Source organism: Fodinibius sp. (genome assembly GCF_041642155.1).
GTDB lineage: Bacteria > Bacteroidota > Rhodothermia > Balneolales > Balneolaceae > Fodinibius.
Window position 1 is genome coordinate 1 of record NZ_JBEPWZ010000039.1, and the last position, 17,464, is coordinate 17,464.

The following is a 17,464-nucleotide window of genomic DNA, read 5'->3' on the forward strand; positions in this document are numbered from 1 at the left end:
CCCCCAGGCCCGGTTTTCCGGGTGCGCGTCCGCCGCCGGGAGTGGTATGTTATATCATAGCAGACCAAAACGTCCCAACACCGTTCTTCCTGGTTGCGTCCCCAGGCAACGGTCGCACAGATTGTCAAAGGAGGAGGTTTGGCAATACCGGGAATGTTACTCAAAACCAACCCCTGAGGACATGAAAGTAAAACCACAGCATGTCATATAAGATATAAGGCGAATGGGATGATTTTGAAGGCGCGAAAATACAGCGGTTGGCACACGAATGGTCTTGCGAAGACATCGAACGAATAATAAATTGATTAACCAGCAGTGTTATGAGTAATAAAAGAGCAAACGATCCGAACACAGAATCGTTTACAGGAAAACCCGATGAAATCCGCCTGATGACCCTGGACCCGGCCCATTTTCATGCGGCCCTGGTGCAGAAGCACCCGATTCCCCAGGTGGACTCCACGGTCTATATTTACGGCCCTGAGGGACCCGATCTGGATATGCACCTGGAGCGGATTGAAGGGTTTAACAGCCGGAAGAAAAATCCCACCGACTGGACCTGCAAGGTCTACGAAGGGGACGATTTCCTGGAGCGGATGCTCCGGGAGAAGCCGGGCAATGTCATGGTCACGGCCGGCAATAACCGCAAGAAGACCGAATATATCAAAAAGACGGTGGCAGAAGGGATAAACGTACTCTCCGACAAGCCGATGGCGATTGACAAGGAGGGATGGGAGCTGCTGGTGGCGGCCTTCGAGCTTGCCGAAGAAAACGGGGTGTTGCTCTACGATATCATGACCGAACGCAAGGAGGTGACCACCAGGATCCAGCGGCGCCTGGCCCGGCGGGAAGAGTTGTTTGGCGAGCTGGCCGCGGGCACGCCCGACGATCCGGCCATTGTCCAGCAAAATACCCATCACCTGCTAAAAACAGTATCGGGACAAACGCTTCGACGTCCCCCGTGGTATTTTGACGTCAACCAGCAGGGCGAAGGGATTGTGGATATCAACACCCACCTGGCGGACCTGGCCTTGTGGGGGGGCTTCCCGGGAGCATCTTTTGACTACCGCGAAGATGTACAGATGCTGCAGGCCGATCGCAGTCCCACGGTGCTGTCCCCCGAGCAGTTTGAGGCGATTACCGGAAAGGACGAATTCCCGGACTACCTGCAGGACCAGCTTGTGGACGGGAACCTGCCGTATTACTGTAACGGGGAGATGTTGCTCACGCTGCGGGGACACCATACCAAAATATCGGCCCAGTGGAATTACCAGGCCCCTCCGGGCGGCGGGGATACGCATTTTTCGGTTTTCCGGGGCACCCGGTGCAACCTGGTGATCCGCCAGGGGCCCGAGCAGGCGTTTAAAAGCACGCTCTACGTGGAGCCGGCTGAGCAGGTAGAGCAATCCACCCTTGAACCGGCGTTCAAAGAGGCGATGGCAGACCTTACAGAGGATTATCCCGGCCTCCGCTACCAGCCGGCCGGGAAGGGGTGGAAGCTGGAGGTTCCGGATTCCTTTTATCTCGGCCATGAGGCGCACTTCGGGAAAGTGGCCGAAGACTTTTTCGGCTACCTGGTAGACGGACAGTTGCCCGACTGGGAGGTGCCCAATATGATCACCAAGTACTATATTACCACACAGGCCAGGGAGTTGGCACGGGCCACGAATGAAGGGTATAAAACAGATCAGCGGTGATGAAATGAAAAGAAGGTGAGTTTAGTTATATGGTAGGACGGATTGGTGCACCAGTATCTGATGAGGTTAAAATGACTGGTGCTGTTAACTGTCAGTTTCTCGAAACATAACGTGCTACCATAAAGAAGACCAGGAACCAGATGACAACAAGCGATTTCGATCATCGGTACAAGGATATTGAAACGTTGGGACAACTGAAAAAGAGCGGGTGGATTTCTGTTTCTGTTAAAGAGGAAATTCGAAGGAATCTTATTGCGAAGATACAGTCCGGGGACCCGTTATTTCCGGGCATTAAAGGATATGACCAGTCGGTTATACCGGAGCTACAGCATGCCCTGCTGGCGCGGCATGATTTTATTTTATTGGGCCTCCGCGGTCAGGCAAAGACAAAGATTTTGCGGCAGCTTACGTCATTTCTGGACGAATACTTACCGATCGTAAAGGGATCGGAGATCAATGACGATCCCCTGGATCCCATTTCCAAACAGGCACGTGAACTTGTCGATGAGAAGGGGGACAATACCCCGATCGAGTGGATTCACCGGAGTCGCCGGTACGGAGAAAAGCTGGCTACGCCCGACACGGCTGTTGCCGACCTGATCGGCGATATTGACCCCATCAAGGCCGCTGCCCAAAAACTGACCCTGGCCGATCAAAATGTCATCAATTTCGGACTGGTGCCGAGAACCAATCACGGCATTTTTGCCATCAATGAACTGCCGGACCTCCAACCCCGTATTCAGGTAGCTCTACTGAATATTATGCAGGAGCGGGATATCCAGATACGCGGTTTTAATGTGCGCATACCACTTGATGTGCTTATGGTCTTTTCGGCCAATCCGGAAGATTATACCAACCGCGGTAGCATCATTACGCCGCTGAAGGATCGCATCGATTCCCAGATAATGACGCATTATCCGCGTGAAATAACCATTGGAATGGAGATTACCGAACAAGAAGCATGGACAAACAGGACTGACCTGGTGAGGGTGGAGGTGCCTGAAGTAATGAAAGAACTGCTGGAACAGACGGCTTTTGAAGCCCGGGAATCAGAATATATCGACCAAAAAAGTGGTGTTTCTACACGTATGACCATCACGGCAATGGAACAGATGATCTCATCCGCTGAACGGCGAGCTCTGGTCAATAATGAAGCGGAAGTGACGGTACGCGTGACCGATCTTTTCCATACCATACCGGCCCTGACCGGTAAACTTGAACTGGTATATGAAGGAGAGCAGGAGGGCGCGCTGAATGTGGCAAAACATATTATCGGAAAGGCCGTGAAACGCACGTTCGGCCGGTATTTTCCGGATCCTGAAGAGCAAAAAAAGCAGGAAGATCCGAGTATTTATCAACCCGTATTGGACTGGTTTGCGGAAGGCAATACCCTTGAGATCAGTGATAATATGCCGGAAAAAAGATACCGGAAAGCACTTTCCGGGATCACGGGGCTGCAGGGTATTGTCGAAGAAAAAGTGAACCCGGATCATACAGAAGAGAAATACGTATTTATGGATTTTGTGATTGAAGCCTTGCATCAACACTCGATGTTGGGCAAAGAAGATTTGGAAGACCGGCGTTCCTATTCCGACATGCTGGGAAGCATGCTCGGTTCCATGGATGATTTCGACGATTTCGAGAACTTTGATGAGTAACTGACCCGCTTTTTCAACGAAAAATTTCTTCTCATGTACAAGGTGAATCAAAAATAAAATAGAGCTGCGTACCTGCGTCGAACAAGCTTGGGGGGCGCAGTACAGAGGTCCTGTTATCACCGCCGCACCGCATTTTATGGTCAACAGATGCAGATAAAGAATAATACATCATTACTTTCAGGAAGTTTAGCATTATACTGTATATTTTCCTCGTGAGAAAGGCGGGTTCGGATTGCAAATAGATATATATAACCTTATCTTTGCTAACCTGAAATAAGCAATAAAGAAATTCAATGATCTTATGAAAAAAGGAATTCACCCAGAATACAACGAAATTACAGTTGTTCTCAGTGACGGAACAGAGTTTAAAACGCGAAGTACCATGGATCCTGAAAACGGTGTTTACCGGAGTGAAGTGGACTCCAAGAATCACCCCTTTTACACGGGCAACATGAACTTTCAGAAGAAAGCGGGTCGTATCGATCGCTTTAAGAAGCGGTACGGCAAGGACTAATTTCTAATTTACCCACAAAATTTTTGCAAGGATGCATGTCACCGTTGAGATGCATCCTTTTTTTGTTAAGGAAGGTTGAACCGGCATGTGCGGAAGACCTCATTGACCGAACGATGATTTGTAACATCAGGGATTTTGTTCAAGGTCAAGGCCGGGGGGTATATAGTACGGGCCGTATTTCAAGCCCAGGACCTGTAATCTTTTGTTAAGTAACACTATTTTATGCAAATCAACTGTTTTACCGTCGGTCCGTTTGCCGAAAACACTTACCTGCTTACTGAAGAGAAGCAGGCACTGATCATTGATCCCGGGTTTTCCGATAAAGATGAGTTTAGCCAAGTCCGATCGATGCTGGACTCACGGGAACTACATTTTCTGGCTATTCTATTGACGCATGCCCATGTGGATCATCTGTTCGGACTGTCAATGGTGCTCGACCATTTTGACGTTCCGGTCTATTTAAGTGACAAAGATCGTTATCTGTGGAAAAACTTTGCCTCCCAGGCCGCCTTGTTTGGGTTCCGGGCCCGGGACTTTAATTTTGAGCCGAAGGTATTGCCTGTAGCCAAAGACTGGACGATAGGACCTTTTGAGTTCGACATACGCTATACGCCGGGTCACTCCCCGGATCACCTTGCGCTGTACCACGAAAGCAGCGGGAGCGTTATTGCCGGGGATGCGCTTTTTAAAGAGGGAGTGGGCCGTACGGATCTTTATAAAGGAAATATGTCCCTCTTAAAGACTTCGATACGGGAACAACTCTATACGTTGCCCGATGAAACGGTCGTCTATCCCGGGCATGGACCTGAAACGACCATTGGACATGAAAAGCAGGCCAATCCATTTGTTACGGGGTGATCACTATTCCTCTTCGGAATTTTTTCGTTTAATTTCTCTGAGACGGTTGATCTGCTCGTCAAAATAGTCGCTTTTATCCCTCTTGATACGTTTAAGCTGTTGGTAAGATCGAATAGCCGTCTCTATTTTTCCCTGTTTTTCATGGATCTTAGCCAATGTTTCTGAAACAATATCATCTGCCTCGCTGGCCTTCACATCCCGTTTACGTGGGTTTATATCGTTTGGAAAAGCTTCTTTGGGTTTTATTCGGTTGCTTTTGACGCCAGATAGTTTTTGTATGAGCGAGTCTAAATCCAACACCGGACTTCTCCGGTCCGCTACTGATGACGAAGTGGAGCTATACCCGGATGACGTGGTATCGGGCGTCCAGGCCTCGAAGGTACGGGGGTGACTCAGGTAGTAATGCAGCTTGCGAAAAAACGAGCTTCCGGGTGCAAAGATGCGCGCCCGGAGCGCTTCTTCCACGGCCTCTTCGTGCATCCCGCGCAAATGGTAAAACCAGGCCAGTAAAAAGTATCCGACAGCATCGGGACCTCGTTTTCCCAACTGTTTCTTGAGCCGCTGAGTGGCCCGAACAGGATTCTCATCAAACTGTTCCGCATACGAGGAAAGCGACCTGGATATTTTAAAAGGTAGTTGAAGCATCTATTCTGTTTAAAAGTTCCCGTACCTGCTATCACCCTGCATTATACGAATAGATGGGGAAAGCAGGCAAAAAATTATCATTGGAATTACCAGCCGCTTACCGCATCATTGAACATGTTATCCGCAGCTCGTCCCAGAGCTTCTGCGGCGGCCGTTGTTTCTCCATCAATAGGATTTTCATTGATATCATAAGTGGCTGAAGCGCTGAACGATTTACTCCATTCCGGTTCTTCCTCGTCAATGTACTGAAATGTCGCACTAATGCTGATGGTGACCTCATTCAAACTCGTTTCATCCTCTCCCGTAACGCTGAAGGGACCGTTCGTATAGCGGACAATGGATCCTTCCAATACGGCATCGGCTGTGGCCTGTGAGTTGGCCAGCTGGAGGCGTGTTTGATTGATAAAGCGATCAACGAGTACATCATTGAGCCGATCGCTCAGGTTGCCTACCCCGCTGGATGACTGGTCCGCGAAGAAGGGAATATAGACCGAATTAACATCTTCCGGGATGGAAGTTCCGGTAAAACTATACCTGAAGCAGCCGGCAAGGGTCAGACTTGCCAGTAACAACAGTACTAACGTTATGTTTTTATTGCAGGTCATATTGATCGAGCTTGCGATATAATGTCCGTTCACTTATACCCAGTGCTTCCGACGCCTTGCGGCGATTACCCTCAAATTTATGCAGCGCCTGTTCAATGAGAAATTGCTCGGTCTTTTCTATGGAAGGTATCGTTCCGGTATTGAAAAACTGGTTAAATATTTCTTCCTCCTGCTCCTCTCTTTCTTCTGAAATATCGGCTTCGGCAAAAGACTGAACGCCAATATCTTTATCTTCTCCGGCCGTGTCATCAACGTCAATATCCAGGTCCGATATATTGCCATGCTGCACTTCGTCCTGGATGTTTTGGGGCAAAGCTTTGAGATTTTTTTGGGAAAACGTAGAATACAGGAAGGTACCGAGCATCTTTTTAAGCTCGCTAATATCATTGCGAAGCTCTACCAGCGCCCGGTAAATCAGTTGCTGCTCCCCGTCTCCGAAGGATCCATTTGAGGACGTTTTCTGGTGTTGATCAGCCAACATCGGCAGGTTATCCGCAGAACCCGTGTGCTGGCGTCCCTTTAGATATTTCTGAAGCTTTTCGGTATCAATAAACTGTGATTTTTCCAGTACAACCAGTTGCTCGGCAACGTTGCGCAACTCCCGGACGTTGCCCGGCCACCGGTAAGAGATCAGAAGTTCTTTGGCCTCGTCTGAAAATCCTTTGAATACGGAATCATATTTGGCTGAAAATTCAGTGACGAATGTCCGGAAAATGGGAATAATATCATCCTGTCTTTCCCTGAGAGGCGGAAGTTTAACCTTAACGGTGTCAAGTCGATAGTAAAGATCTTCCCTGAATTTCTCCTCCTGTACGAGATTCCAAAGATCTTTATTTGTCGCTGCGATGACTCTTACGTCCGTGGTGCGCATTTTACTGGAACCGACGCGAAAATATTCGCCGGATTCAAGGACGCGCAGCAGCTTCACCTGTACATTGGGCGGAGTATCTCCGATTTCATCCAGGAAGATGGTCCCGCCGTCGGCCTTCTCAAAATAACCTTCCCGGGCTTCATGAGCACCGGTAAAAGCGCCCTTTTCATGGCCAAAGAGCTCACTTTCAATAATACCTTCAGGAATGGCACCGCAGTTCACGATAACCAAGTTTTCATTTTTTCGTTTGCTTACTTCATGGATGGCCTTGGCCGTTATATCCTTGCCTACTCCGCTTTCGCCCTCCAGGAGGATGGTGATATCGGTATCAGCTACCTGTATAACCTTGTCGATAACCTGCTTTAATGCAGCTGATTCGCCGATGAGTCCAAATCGTTCCTGAAATGCTTCGCGGTCCATAGGGAAAACGCAGTTTAATGTCTTGGATACTTATTTTTCTCTATCCTAAAGGTAATAATTACTCATTTAGATACCTAAATTAACCTGCTTAAGGTTTACCATAAATGGAATGTTATTTTCATAGTCAATCAGGTCTTATGTGTACGACATACGTACGCTCTTGGGGCATACTGCTGATACAACGAAGCGGACAGGCAAAAAATTGAATGGAAATGGATTTTTGGAATTTCCCCCTTTCATTTAAGATTTCAATAGTTATTTTTAGGATTTAAAATAGCAGGAAGAGCATATTCATATCATATGGTATTTGAGCAAAAGGTTTTGGAACATCTTCGTGTAATTTATGATCGGGATACTGCTGAAGCGCTTGTCGACCGAATCAAAGGATTGTTAGAGGAATACGAGTTCAGGGTTCTGGAGAAACAGGATTATTATCCGTCCTGGAGTGAACAGGACGCGATATTAATCGCTTATGCAGATGTCATTAATCAAAATGGACATACGAAGCACAAAATCCGGTTCCTGGATGATTTTCTCGGCCGGTATCTGGATGACGCTGTCAATTCAGTTCATATTTTACCTTTTTTCCCAAGTTCTTCGGACGAAGGCTTTTCGGTCATTGACTACAAGCAAGTACGGGAGGACCTGGGGGAGTGGTCCGACGTGGAGCACCTGGCCGGTAAATACCGGCTGATGGCTGACTTGGTCATCAACCATACCTCACGCTTTAGCGAATGGTTTGAAAACTACCAGATGCGCAAGGAGCCCGGCAAGGATTATTTCATCGAGATTGACCCCACTGTGAATCTCTCCCAGGTCATTCGGCCCCGCAGCTCTCCCTTATATACAGCCGTGGAAACCAGTAATGGCCTTTGTCACGTGTGGACCACCTTCAGTGATGATCAGATAGATCTGGATTTTTCTAATCCGGAAGTGCTGCTGGAATTCATCGATATATTTCTTTTCTATCTTTCGAAGGGAATCAGGCTCATTCGTCTGGATGCCATCGCGTACCTGTGGAAGGAGATAGGAACGACGTCTATCCATCTGGAAAAAACCCATCACGTCGTCAAGCTTTTCCGGGATATCGTGGATCATATTGATACCGATGCCGTCCTTCTTACCGAAACGAATGTCCCGTTCGAGGAAAATGTGAGTTATTTCGGAGAAGGCGACGAGGCCCATATGATTTACCAGTTCAGCCTTCCGCCCCTGCTGCTGCATGCCCTGCTGACGGAAAATTCCCAATATCTTGCCGAATGGGCCGGGGAACTGCCGGAACCGCCGGAGGGCTGCACTTATTTCAACTTCACAGCCTCTCACGATGGTATCGGAGTTCGTCCACTGGAAGGGCTGGTACCGGAGGATGAGTTCGACTATCTTATGGAAAGTACCAAGGAGCGGGGAGGATTTGTATCCTATAAAACCAACTCCGACGGTACGCAAAGTCCCTATGAACTGAATATCACTTACTTCGATGCCTTTTCGGAACCGGGGCGGGAGGAGACAGAACTCCAGATGAAGCGGTACCTGTGTTCACAGATCATCATGCTGAGCCTGCAGGGCGTTCCCGGCATCTATTTTCAAAACCTGGTGGCTTCTAATAATTATATAGCGGGCGTTTTAAAAAAGGGGGAAAAACGTTCGATCAACCGGAAAAAGTGGAGCTACGAAGAGCTGATAAGCAGGGTAGAGGACGAGTCCGACCCGGCACATATAGTATTGAATTTTTACAAAAAAGCGCTGAATATCCGGAAGGAACATCCCGCTTTTAATCCCGAGGCCGAACAAGAGGTGTTGGATTTAGGCAGCGACCTGTTTGCTTTTACCCGGACAGCGGTCCGGCAGGAGGAAGAAATCCTGATCATTAGCAACATAGCCGGCAAGCAGGTCAGGGTACCGGGGGCCGACCTGTCTTCGTTCACGGGAACGAAAGAACAAAAGGAAGTGACCGACCTGCTGAAGGGGGAGGTACGCTCTGTTTCCCCCGAATTAATATTAGAGCCTTTTGAAACGGTCTGGCTAAGCCGTTAGGCAGTCATTGACCTGGCTGAGATCATCCACAATAAGATCGGGACGATACCGGGATTTTTTCAGATCATCCGGCTGGTGGCGAATAGATCTCTGGTCGCCCACGTACAGGGCGGTACGCAGTCCCACCTCCTTGGCCGGTGCTATGTCTTTGCGAATATCATTTCCGACATATAATACTTCGCGTGGTTTTAACTGCTCTTTTTCCGCCGCTTCCGTAAATATACTGTAGAGATCAGTCGAGGGCTTTTTTCGTCCGGTCCGGTAGGACCAGATCAACAAGTTCTCGTTAAATCCAAAATCACCGGGCGGCTGATTGAGCAAAGCTTCAAAAGCAATAGGGGTATAATACTGGGAGTTGGAAATAATACCGAGTTCCAGTCCGCGATCTTTTAACTGCTTCAAGACTGTATCGAGGTTGGGAACGGGCCAGATATCATTGATACGAAACTCAAATTCGATGCCGAATTGAATGGCCTTATTTCGGCTTGTCTCGCCCCGGATGTCACCTGATGCCTTGAGATCGTTCAGCACATCCAGCCAGACGGCTACAATATCGGGTTCCGGGTACTCGATCTCCTCCTCACGTGCCCTGCGGACGTGGTTCTCTACGGTTTGCTCAAAAATGTCGATGCCCCTGTGACCGACATCCGGCTTGGCTACGGTAAACCCGCTGTCTTCCAGCGCCTCGGTAAACCATCCGGGACTCTGGCGCTGTTGCTTCTCATCAACCCCGATATCTCCCACGGCCGAGATAAACATGGTACCGTAAAAATCGAAGGCCACACAGCGAATTCCCCTGATCGCCTGCAGCTGGGTTGAGTGTCCCGCTGAAACAGGCTCGAGCGGATGAGTAAGCGTACGAATGCGTTGAATCAGCTGCTCTTTATTCATCCTGGTTTTTCAGTCAATCCATCGATCGATTAAATTTTTCGCGATACTCTTCAATCTCGATCATCGGGGGACGCTCTTCTTCGATGATTTCGAGTTCCACTTGCTCATAGACGTTGTCTTTTGCCTGTGTCTGGCGTAAAATAGTATTGAAATCAGATATATCCTGAATGATATCGAGCGCTTTAGCCCGCTTGATGAAGGTCTGCAGGATGCCGAAAGCCATCTTGCCCAGGGCTCGCGTAGGCTTGTTTTCATGCACACGCTGGTCCAGATCGGTTTGAGCGAAGGCATCGAGGCCATATTTGGTATATACATCAATAAGATGTGAAGTCTCAACCCCGTATCCGATAGGAAAGTTGATCATTTCGAGTACTTCCCGCCGAACGGCATATTCTCCCGAAAGTGGCTGGATAATTCCGGTAAGCTCCGGAAAGTACAGCGAGAAGAGGGGACGTATCAGGATTTCTGTTACGCGTCCCCCGCCCGAAGGTCGTACCGATCCCGATACGGCAAGGGGACGATCGTAAAATGCTTTTACATATTTGACTTCTTCGCGATAAATGAGCGGTGCCACCAGCCCATATACAAACCGGGGATGGATATTGCTGATATCGGCGTCGACATAGACTATAATATCTCCTTCCAGCTGGTGTATCGCCTTCCACAGGTTTTCGCCCTTGCCCTTCTTCTTTTCCAGTCCGGGCAGGATATCATCAGCGAGGTATACATCCGCTCCAAAGTTTGCTGCTATTTCACGGGTCTGGTCGTCCGATCCCGAGTCAATCACTGCGATCTCATCGAGCAAAGGATACCGGTCTACCAGTTCAGACTTGAAGATAATGACTTCTTTCCCGATCGTTTTTTCTTCATTGAGCGTAGGGAGACACAAAGATATGGTCAGCCCATTTTTTTCCTTTTTTTCCACCAGTTTTTTCAGGTCCCAAAACTGTGAGTGGTGATAGGTGTTGTCGTCGATCCAATTCTTAATCTTCTTCACAATATCCTCCATCAATTGCTAATAATGTGCCGATAATTTGTGCGATGCCGGTATATATGGGCTTGATTTCAATGCTTTCATTGGTCTCATGAACATTGTCGCCGTGTGTTAGACCAAGCGTTATCGCCGGAATATCCTGGTCGATAAAGGCAGAGAGCTCCGAAGTACTGGGACCGGGGCGCGGAGCGATATCCAGCTGATCCATGATGCGGCGGGTATGGCGTATCAACGGGTGAGAGAACGAAACACCACCCGGTTCACGCTGGGCAAAGATATCAAGGTGGATGGTATCGCCGCTTTGGGATGCAACTTCAGTTACAATCTCTTCCATCGACTGGTGAATATCCTGTACCATCCGGGAAGATTCGGAGCGAATTTCAAATTGAAGCTTGGCTTTAAGAGCTGTGGTATTAAAAGAACTTCCGCCTTCTATGGAGCCCATCACAATACTGGTTCGGGGACGTTGAGGCAGGCGTATTTCGTTGATATGATTAATTACCTCGTTGAGAGTAAGGATAGCGCTGGCATCTCCAAAACGAGACCAGTCGTATTCTTCAGGGACCCGGCAGGTTATCTCACCCCGTTTCATGCCAATGGAGGTGTGGCTAAGGCGACCCAATTCGACGCCTTCAATGCCCACGCCCGCCTTAATCGGCTGCTCAAAATTGGAAAGAAAAAAACGAAGTCCCTCCAGGTCACCGCGCCCCAGGCTTCGGGTAGCGCCCATGAGAATAAGATTGTGGTTTAATTCAATGTCCAGTTTCTCCAGGAAAGTGGGAAGGGTCGATAGAACAGCCAGTCCAAGGCTGTTGTCGGCAACGCCCGCACCGGTAACGCTCTCAGGTTGAATCTGTATGGTATGATCCACTTTGGTGTTGAAGACCGTATCGGCGTGGGCCACTACCAGGATGTTGCCGCTGTTTTCTTTTCCCTCCAGGATACCGATGCCATTACCGACTTCATCCACCGAATTTTTCGTAATACTGGCTTCTTTGAATCGGTTCAGCACAAACTCCATACGGTCATTCTCTCCAAAGGTGGGGGCGGGAATTTCACCAACCATTACCAGGTTGGCCAGAAGAATTTCCCTCAGCTCCTGGGCTGTTTTTCTGATTCCCGAAAGCGAACCCAGAATATCTTCAAACGACTGTTCCACTGTTTTCTCCTTAGGTTAACGGTTGCCTTTTTAATGCGTTTAAAGGGTAAAAAGTTTCTTTTTTACATAATTAAGTAAGAGATATATTTCAAACCTGCTCCAATGAGATGATATTCCCCCTTAGACTTTATGGAAGGTTTAAATTAAAAAAATATTTTGTAACCATCAGCAATTACAATCGTCTTATAATATCGTCTTATATTAAAAGTGGAAACTATCTGAACTTTAGTTTATGATGTGATGGGGTCGGTTCCGTCGACTGTGTTACATATTCTTTAGTTTAAGATTTCAAATGAAAGATTCGGAAGAAGAATTTCAGATAGTAGAAGCCGTCCTGAATGGACAGAAGGATCGATATCGTGAATTAGTCGATCGGCATGCTCCGTTGGTGTTTAATATCGTGAATCGATTTGTGAGTCAGAGGGATGAAGCGGAAGAACTTGCTCAGGAAATATTTGTTAAAACCTATGAGAGGTTGTCTTCCTTTAACAAGCAATCAAAATTCTCTTCCTGGCTGTACCGTATTGCCTATAACCATTGCCGGGATTATGCAAAGAATATACGGCGGAAGAATGAATCTTTTAACGAAGTGGGAGAACAGGATCTCAAAAAACACGTGGTAACATATCCTTTGCCTGATGCGGAACTGGAAAAAGCTGAATGGATCGCGCTGTTGAAACAGGGACTAAAGGAGATAAACACCGATTATGCGGAAGCATTCTTAATGAAGTATGAGGCGGGAATGACATACCAGGCGATGGCTCAACGGCTTGACGCTTCCAAAGGAGCATTGAAGGTACGCGTTTATCGGGCTAAAAAGGAATTAAAAGCTTTTATCGAACAAAACAGCTGAAATATGAAGAACAGGGAAGAACTATTCCAACAATATATAGACGGAGAGCTGTCGCCGGAAGAGGAGAAGCAGGCTCTTCATGATATTGCAGAGGACGACGAATTGCGATCTATGCTTCGCTTTGAACATCAAATTACTGAAACGGTATCCGCCGCCTCGCTTCAATCGGAGACAAATCCCGTCCCGGAAGGATTTTCGGAACGGGTGATGCAGGAAGTTTACGGGATGAGTGAATCCGAATCCCCGGGTGTTACCGGCCGGCTGAAAGCCTGGTATCGCAGCTTGTGGATTCCCAAACAGGTACTGTGGCGGCCTGTTTACGCTTTTGTGATCGCTGTTATGCTGTTATTCTCGCTCGGCTATCCGCTGTATATGGTTCAGAATATGGGAAATGAACGTCCCCTTGCGAGCGCCGAAAGTGCTGATTTGAATGATTCTTTCCAGCAGGTCTCTTCTGAGAGTGACGAGGAAGAGGTCATCCTTCGGTTTTTTTACATCGATGAGGAAGCACAGTCGGTATCCGTGGCGGGTGATTTCAATGACTGGGAGCCCGTTGAACTGACCCGCCAGGAAGTAAATGGTGAACAGGTGTGGACCGGCCTCATATCGGTGAAGCGCGGGGAGCACCATTATATGTTTGTAAAGAACGGCGAACAGTGGGTCACCGATCCGCTGGCACCCGTACACCGCGATGATGGTTTTGGCAATAAAAATGCTGTGATCTATTTATGAGGCAAGTACCGCTCATTTTGGGGCTGTTTTTATTAATAACGTCAGCCGGTTTTAGCCAGCAGGGACAAACGATATTGTCTCTCGATTCACGGGTTGGATACTCGACGAACAGTTACTTGAATCCTTTTTTGGGAGAATGGGACAGTACAATGGAAGCAGGATATAATTTTACGTCTCTCCTGGGCCAGTCTTTCTGGTATGGCAACGGGCATTCCCTTTCGCTGACGGGCGGTGTGATCTATGAACCCTTTTTTGATGAACAGCTTTCCACCTGGAAGGGAGGCATAGGACTTTTGGATTATAATTACCGACTTGCAAATAAGCTTAGTATTGGGGTGGAGGGGGGAAGCAGCTTTATGCAAAATCAGTACAGCCGAACATTCTTTTGGGTACAACCCAAAATCACCTGGTTTCTGACTCCTTTTACCCTCGTTCGAACCAAATTGGGTTCCAGCTTCAGAAATTACCGGAACTATGGAGAGGTGGATGAGCTATCCGACCGGCTGGACCTCTACAGCCTGGAATTCGAAACATGGCCAACTTATCGCTGGAGGGTCACTGCCGGAATTTTCGGAGGGATGGATATTTTGCCCGATATTCAGAAAGGATTTACCACTCAGGCTTCAGCAGGCTACCATTTCCGAAATGGAGCTTCGATCACCCTGGCCGGTTATGTGCAACAATACCAGTTTCAACAAGCGGTAACGGAAAGCAGCGGGGGCACAAATACGATTCCCCCTGCCGGGGAAGGGGCTACAACGACGACGGCCGACCACACAAATCGCATTATACGCCTGAAATTGGAAAGCACTCTGCCTGTGAGTAAGCGTTTTGCACTTTTTGCCGATGTCGGGGCAATGCGATTTTTAGATAATAATGCGGAAAAGAATCTTGACGATTTTAACGTCTCGGGAGGCGTACGATTCAGTATTGAACCAAAACTAAACAGCGGTGCTCCAGCTATTACGCCGGAATGGGATAAAGACAGCGATCAGCAAGAGATTCATATAACATTCTCGGGCGAGGGGCGCCTGTATCTGGTGGGAAGTTTTAACAACTGGAACAAAGACGGTATACCTTTGACGGAGCAGTCTGAGAATACATACACCACCCAACTCTCGCTGAAGATGGGGGCCTATGAATACAAAGTACTGAGAGTACGAGGAGATTCAGAAGAGTGGCTTGAATTTTCCGATGAAGTGTATACCGTCAGTGACGGGTTCGACAGTGAAAATGCAATGATATTAGTTGAATAATTTTACCATAAGACTATGAATGTTTTAAAACATCTTTTATTTACAGTATTCATGGGTGGACTCCTGTTGTCGGCGGACGGATTGGTCCAGGCGCAAGGCACGGAGGTTTCGGCCCTGATAGAAAAAGCTGAAGCTGCAGGGATCGAACAGTCGGCCGTGGCAGAGCTCCTCAGAAGAGCCCAAAGCCAGGAAATGAGCAACCAGCAGCTTCAGCAGATCCTGGAATCGGCTCTGGATTTATCTGATCAAAACCTGCCGGGTCAAGTGGCTGTTGATAAAGCCCTGGAGGGACTATCAAAAGGGGTTCCGGCAGATCGTATTATTCCCGCCGTTCATAATATAGGAGAGGGAATGAGGCAAGCCGCTGAAATAGTAGATCCCTGGATGAAGCGGTCGGAAGTGCAACAGATGATGGGGCGTACGGGGCAATCGATGTCACAAAATATTTTCCGTGGGGAGATGATCAGGGCAGCGTCTAAATCATTTGTTCAAAAAATTCCAGCGAGTCAAATCAATCGTATTTTTAATGAAATCGGAAGTGAAGAAATTCTCTCCACGCGTTCAGCCGGCGACGTACTTGCGGCGGTCAGTGTCCTGTCCGACTTACCTACCAGTTCCAGTCAGCCCGAAATTTCTGCTTCCCTGATTATCAGGGCACTCCGGGGCGGTTTTGATGCCGACAAGTTACAGCAGCTTCCATCAGCGATGAAGATGGGGCAGCAGCGCAGCCAGCTGCCTGCGTCCTCGGTGATCGAAGGTGCGGCTCAACAAATGGAAAAAGGAACACCGGCCAAGCAGGTTCTACAGAATCTTTTCAATGGCAATATTGGCGGCGGTCCCCCGGGAAACATCCCCCCGGGGCTGGAGCGTCGTCCCGATCGCGGCAATAACAACAATAATCCCGGCAATAACAACCGCGGTGGTAATAATGGTCCCAACGGGTAGTTAATTTTCTTCTTTATTGTTGTTATGACGATTATAAGGGAGTGTAACTGAGAGCGTAGGCGCCGCGGGTACACCAGCACAATTTAACCAGCCACCAACGATTTCGGCGGTTTTGCGTTGTCCCACAAATGGAACGACCCATGTACGGGAAAATATCTGTAGGAATCGTTCCACCGGGCATGGCATATCATGTAAAGAGGTAACGCAACCTGCCTTTCCACGTATAGCTGTCACGCCGCCCCCCACCCCCCTGCAATGGAAAGCACGGACTCAACTGCAAAAAAAATCTTGTAACCTTTTGGATGCCCGGTCGTCTTATGTGCAGAATTCAAACAAATATGATTAATAGTTATTAAAAAAAATATAATGCTACAAAAAAATAAAATATTATCTGTTCCTCTTTCACTCTTGCTTGGAATTTCAGTACTTGTTGTCGGTTGCGAAACCAGTGACAACGGGCTTGGAGCAGATGGAGGTATGGGAACGATGACCGTTCAAATGACAGATGCCCCGATAGATTCAGCAGATGCGGTAAACGTCTTCATCGAAAGGGTGGAAGTCAATAATGCCGAAGATGAGGAAGGATGGACTGTTTTAAATGAGCCTCAACAAAGCTATAACTTACTGGAACTTGTTAATGGTGCTACAGAAGTAATTGGCAGCAGTGAACTTGAACCGGGGGTTTACAACCAAATTCGACTTATCCTAAGCGAAAGCGGTCATAGTGTGGAAGTTAACGGGCAAGCCCATGATATGAAGGTCCCCAGTGGTCCTCAGACCGGAATCAAGCTTAATATAAACGCAGAGATAGAACCTGATATTGAATATATACTGCTGCTTGATTTTGACGCCAGTCGTTCTGTTGTTGCCGCGGGCCCGCCGGGCAATCCTGTAAAATATCTTTTGAAACCGGTCATTACCGCAAAAGAAAAAGCGATTACCGGGAACATAGAAGGAACTGCCGATCCCGCTGAATCTCGTCCCGTTGTCTATGCCATTGCGGGTACCGATACGCTTGCTTCCACGATTGCCGACACTACAAGTGGTGATTTCAGAATTATTGGCCTGGAGGAGGGCAGCTATGACGTGGCTCTGGATTCCAGGAATGAGGCCTATCAATCCGTAGTGGAAGAAGACGTGAGCGTGACTGTTGGTGGGACAGCTGAGATAGGCACAATTGAACTACCAGCGACTTCGGAGGAGTAAAACCCGGAAAGCAATAAGCAACGAAGGAAGTAATCACGGTATTCTTTAGGGCGGTAGGGGTCCGCGACGTATGTTGCGGGCCCTTTCTTTTTACAGAGTGATTTGCAAAACCGTTCTTTTGACCAATTT

The 17,464-nt window shown here is 48.1% G+C and carries 16 protein-coding genes; 10 read left to right on the forward strand and 6 right to left on the reverse strand.

The genetic code is table 11. From position 1 onward, the window contains the following. The first annotated feature begins 320 nt into the window (after nt 1-320). From ACESLU_RS04240 to ACESLU_RS04255, 4 genes are all read left to right on the forward strand, one after another. The gene (locus ACESLU_RS04240; RefSeq protein ID WP_372635603.1) at nt 321-1,694 is read left to right on the forward strand and encodes a putative oxidoreductase C-terminal domain-containing protein; all 1,374 of its coding nucleotides are present in this window, start codon (nt 321-323) and stop codon (nt 1,692-1,694) included. 140 nt (nt 1,695-1,834) lie between these two features. Beyond that, a complete protein-coding gene (locus ACESLU_RS04245) occupies nt 1,835-3,352 on the forward strand; it encodes a sigma 54-interacting transcriptional regulator (RefSeq protein ID WP_372635607.1) in 1,518 nt (505 codons plus the stop codon). Nucleotides 3,353-3,653: 301 nt separating this feature from the next. Continuing rightward, nucleotides 3,654-3,866 (forward strand): 50S ribosomal protein L31, encoded by a 213-nt coding sequence (rpmE, locus tag ACESLU_RS04250; protein ID WP_372635609.1) that lies wholly within the window; start codon nt 3,654-3,656, stop codon nt 3,864-3,866. A gap of 222 nt (nt 3,867-4,088) precedes the next feature. Next, entirely contained in the window at nt 4,089-4,724 is a 636-nt protein-coding gene (locus ACESLU_RS04255) for an MBL fold metallo-hydrolase (RefSeq protein ID WP_372635612.1), read from the forward strand. Nucleotides 4,725-4,727: 3 nt separating this feature from the next. Here the strand turns inward: ACESLU_RS04255 and ACESLU_RS04260 are convergent, their stop codons facing one another. The 3 genes from ACESLU_RS04260 to ACESLU_RS04270 form a co-directional block, all read right to left on the reverse strand. Further along, on the reverse strand, nt 4,728-5,369 hold the full coding sequence (locus tag ACESLU_RS04260) for a hypothetical protein (protein WP_372635615.1): 642 nt from the start codon (nt 5,367-5,369) through the stop codon (nt 4,728-4,730). Nucleotides 5,370-5,455: 86 nt separating this feature from the next. Continuing rightward, the gene (lptE, locus tag ACESLU_RS04265) at nt 5,456-5,974 is read right to left on the reverse strand and encodes an LPS assembly lipoprotein LptE (protein ID WP_372635617.1); all 519 of its coding nucleotides are present in this window, start codon (nt 5,972-5,974) and stop codon (nt 5,456-5,458) included. Beyond that, a complete protein-coding gene (locus tag ACESLU_RS04270; RefSeq protein ID WP_372635620.1) occupies nt 5,961-7,265 on the reverse strand; it encodes a sigma 54-interacting transcriptional regulator in 1,305 nt (434 codons plus the stop codon). The genes lptE and ACESLU_RS04270 overlap by 14 nt, the downstream gene beginning before the upstream one ends. A gap of 300 nt (nt 7,266-7,565) precedes the next feature. Between ACESLU_RS04270 and ACESLU_RS04275 the strand changes: the two genes are divergently transcribed. After that, nucleotides 7,566-9,299 carry a sugar phosphorylase gene (locus ACESLU_RS04275; RefSeq protein ID WP_372635622.1) on the forward strand — a complete coding sequence of 578 codons (1,734 nt, stop codon included), beginning with the start codon at nt 7,566-7,568 and terminating at the stop codon, nt 9,297-9,299. Here the strand turns inward: ACESLU_RS04275 and ACESLU_RS04280 are convergent. From ACESLU_RS04280 to ACESLU_RS04290, 3 genes are read right to left on the reverse strand one after another with little or no spacing between them, the layout of a single operon-like run. Further along, nucleotides 9,288-10,190 (reverse strand): HAD family hydrolase, encoded by a 903-nt coding sequence (locus ACESLU_RS04280; RefSeq protein WP_372635625.1) that lies wholly within the window; start codon nt 10,188-10,190, stop codon nt 9,288-9,290. The two genes, ACESLU_RS04275 and ACESLU_RS04280, sit on opposite strands and share 12 nt — an antisense overlap. Nucleotides 10,191-10,203: 13 nt before the next feature. Then, on the reverse strand, nt 10,204-11,199 hold the full coding sequence (locus ACESLU_RS04285) for a glucosyl-3-phosphoglycerate synthase (protein ID WP_372635628.1): 996 nt from the start codon (nt 11,197-11,199) through the stop codon (nt 10,204-10,206). After that, on the reverse strand, nt 11,174-12,343 hold the full coding sequence (locus ACESLU_RS04290; RefSeq protein ID WP_372635631.1) for a peptidase dimerization domain-containing protein: 1,170 nt from the start codon (nt 12,341-12,343) through the stop codon (nt 11,174-11,176). Before ACESLU_RS04290 ends, ACESLU_RS04285 begins: the two co-directional genes overlap by 26 nt. 292 nt (nt 12,344-12,635) lie before the next feature. Here ACESLU_RS04290 and ACESLU_RS04295 point away from each other — a divergent pair, with 292 nt between their 5' ends. The 5 genes from ACESLU_RS04295 to ACESLU_RS04315 all read left to right on the forward strand — a co-directional run bounded on the left by ACESLU_RS04295 (nt 12,636) and on the right by ACESLU_RS04315 (nt 17,335). After that, on the forward strand, nt 12,636-13,196 hold the full coding sequence (locus ACESLU_RS04295; protein ID WP_372635634.1) for an RNA polymerase sigma factor: 561 nt from the start codon (nt 12,636-12,638) through the stop codon (nt 13,194-13,196). A 3-nt stretch (nt 13,197-13,199) separates the two neighbouring features. Continuing rightward, a complete protein-coding gene (locus ACESLU_RS04300) occupies nt 13,200-13,928 on the forward strand; it encodes a hypothetical protein (RefSeq protein ID WP_372635636.1) in 729 nt (242 codons plus the stop codon). After that, nucleotides 13,925-15,184, forward strand: coding sequence for a glycogen-binding domain-containing protein (locus ACESLU_RS04305; RefSeq protein WP_372635638.1), 1,260 nt, complete (start codon nt 13,925-13,927; stop codon nt 15,182-15,184). The genes ACESLU_RS04300 and ACESLU_RS04305 overlap by 4 nt, the downstream gene beginning before the upstream one ends. A 15-nt stretch (nt 15,185-15,199) precedes the next feature. Continuing rightward, nucleotides 15,200-16,129: a hypothetical protein gene (locus ACESLU_RS04310; RefSeq protein ID WP_372635641.1), complete on the forward strand. Its 930-nt coding sequence runs from the start codon at nt 15,200-15,202 to the stop codon at nt 16,127-16,129. Between the two features lie 366 nt (nt 16,130-16,495). Continuing rightward, on the forward strand, nt 16,496-17,335 hold the full coding sequence (locus tag ACESLU_RS04315; protein ID WP_372635643.1) for a DUF4382 domain-containing protein: 840 nt from the start codon (nt 16,496-16,498) through the stop codon (nt 17,333-17,335). Nucleotides 17,336-17,464 lie beyond the last annotated feature (129 nt).

Excerpts from the sequence above, each read along its gene's own strand:
- ACESLU_RS04240 (WP_372635603.1), top strand. The coding sequence starts at position 321 with ATGAGTAATAAAAGAGCAAACGATCCGAACACAGAATCGTTTACAGGA.
- ACESLU_RS04245 (WP_372635607.1), top strand. The coding sequence starts at position 1,835 with ATGACAACAAGCGATTTCGATCATCGGTACAAGGATATTGAAACGTTG.
- rpmE (WP_372635609.1), top strand. The coding sequence starts at position 3,654 with ATGAAAAAAGGAATTCACCCAGAATACAACGAAATTACAGTTGTTCTC.
- ACESLU_RS04255 (WP_372635612.1), top strand. The coding sequence starts at position 4,089 with ATGCAAATCAACTGTTTTACCGTCGGTCCGTTTGCCGAAAACACTTAC.
- ACESLU_RS04260 (WP_372635615.1), bottom strand. The coding sequence starts at position 5,369 with ATGCTTCAACTACCTTTTAAAATATCCAGGTCGCTTTCCTCGTATGCG.
- lptE (WP_372635617.1), bottom strand. The coding sequence starts at position 5,974 with ATGACCTGCAATAAAAACATAACGTTAGTACTGTTGTTACTGGCAAGT.
- ACESLU_RS04270 (WP_372635620.1), bottom strand. The coding sequence starts at position 7,265 with ATGGACCGCGAAGCATTTCAGGAACGATTTGGACTCATCGGCGAATCA.
- ACESLU_RS04275 (WP_372635622.1), top strand. The coding sequence starts at position 7,566 with ATGGTATTTGAGCAAAAGGTTTTGGAACATCTTCGTGTAATTTATGAT.
- ACESLU_RS04280 (WP_372635625.1), bottom strand. The coding sequence starts at position 10,190 with ATGAATAAAGAGCAGCTGATTCAACGCATTCGTACGCTTACTCATCCG.
- ACESLU_RS04285 (WP_372635628.1), bottom strand. The coding sequence starts at position 11,199 with ATGGAGGATATTGTGAAGAAGATTAAGAATTGGATCGACGACAACACC.
- ACESLU_RS04295 (WP_372635634.1), top strand. The coding sequence starts at position 12,636 with ATGAAAGATTCGGAAGAAGAATTTCAGATAGTAGAAGCCGTCCTGAAT.
- ACESLU_RS04300 (WP_372635636.1), top strand. The coding sequence starts at position 13,200 with ATGAAGAACAGGGAAGAACTATTCCAACAATATATAGACGGAGAGCTG.
- ACESLU_RS04305 (WP_372635638.1), top strand. The coding sequence starts at position 13,925 with ATGAGGCAAGTACCGCTCATTTTGGGGCTGTTTTTATTAATAACGTCA.
- ACESLU_RS04310 (WP_372635641.1), top strand. The coding sequence starts at position 15,200 with ATGAATGTTTTAAAACATCTTTTATTTACAGTATTCATGGGTGGACTC.
- ACESLU_RS04315 (WP_372635643.1), top strand. The coding sequence starts at position 16,496 with ATGCTACAAAAAAATAAAATATTATCTGTTCCTCTTTCACTCTTGCTT.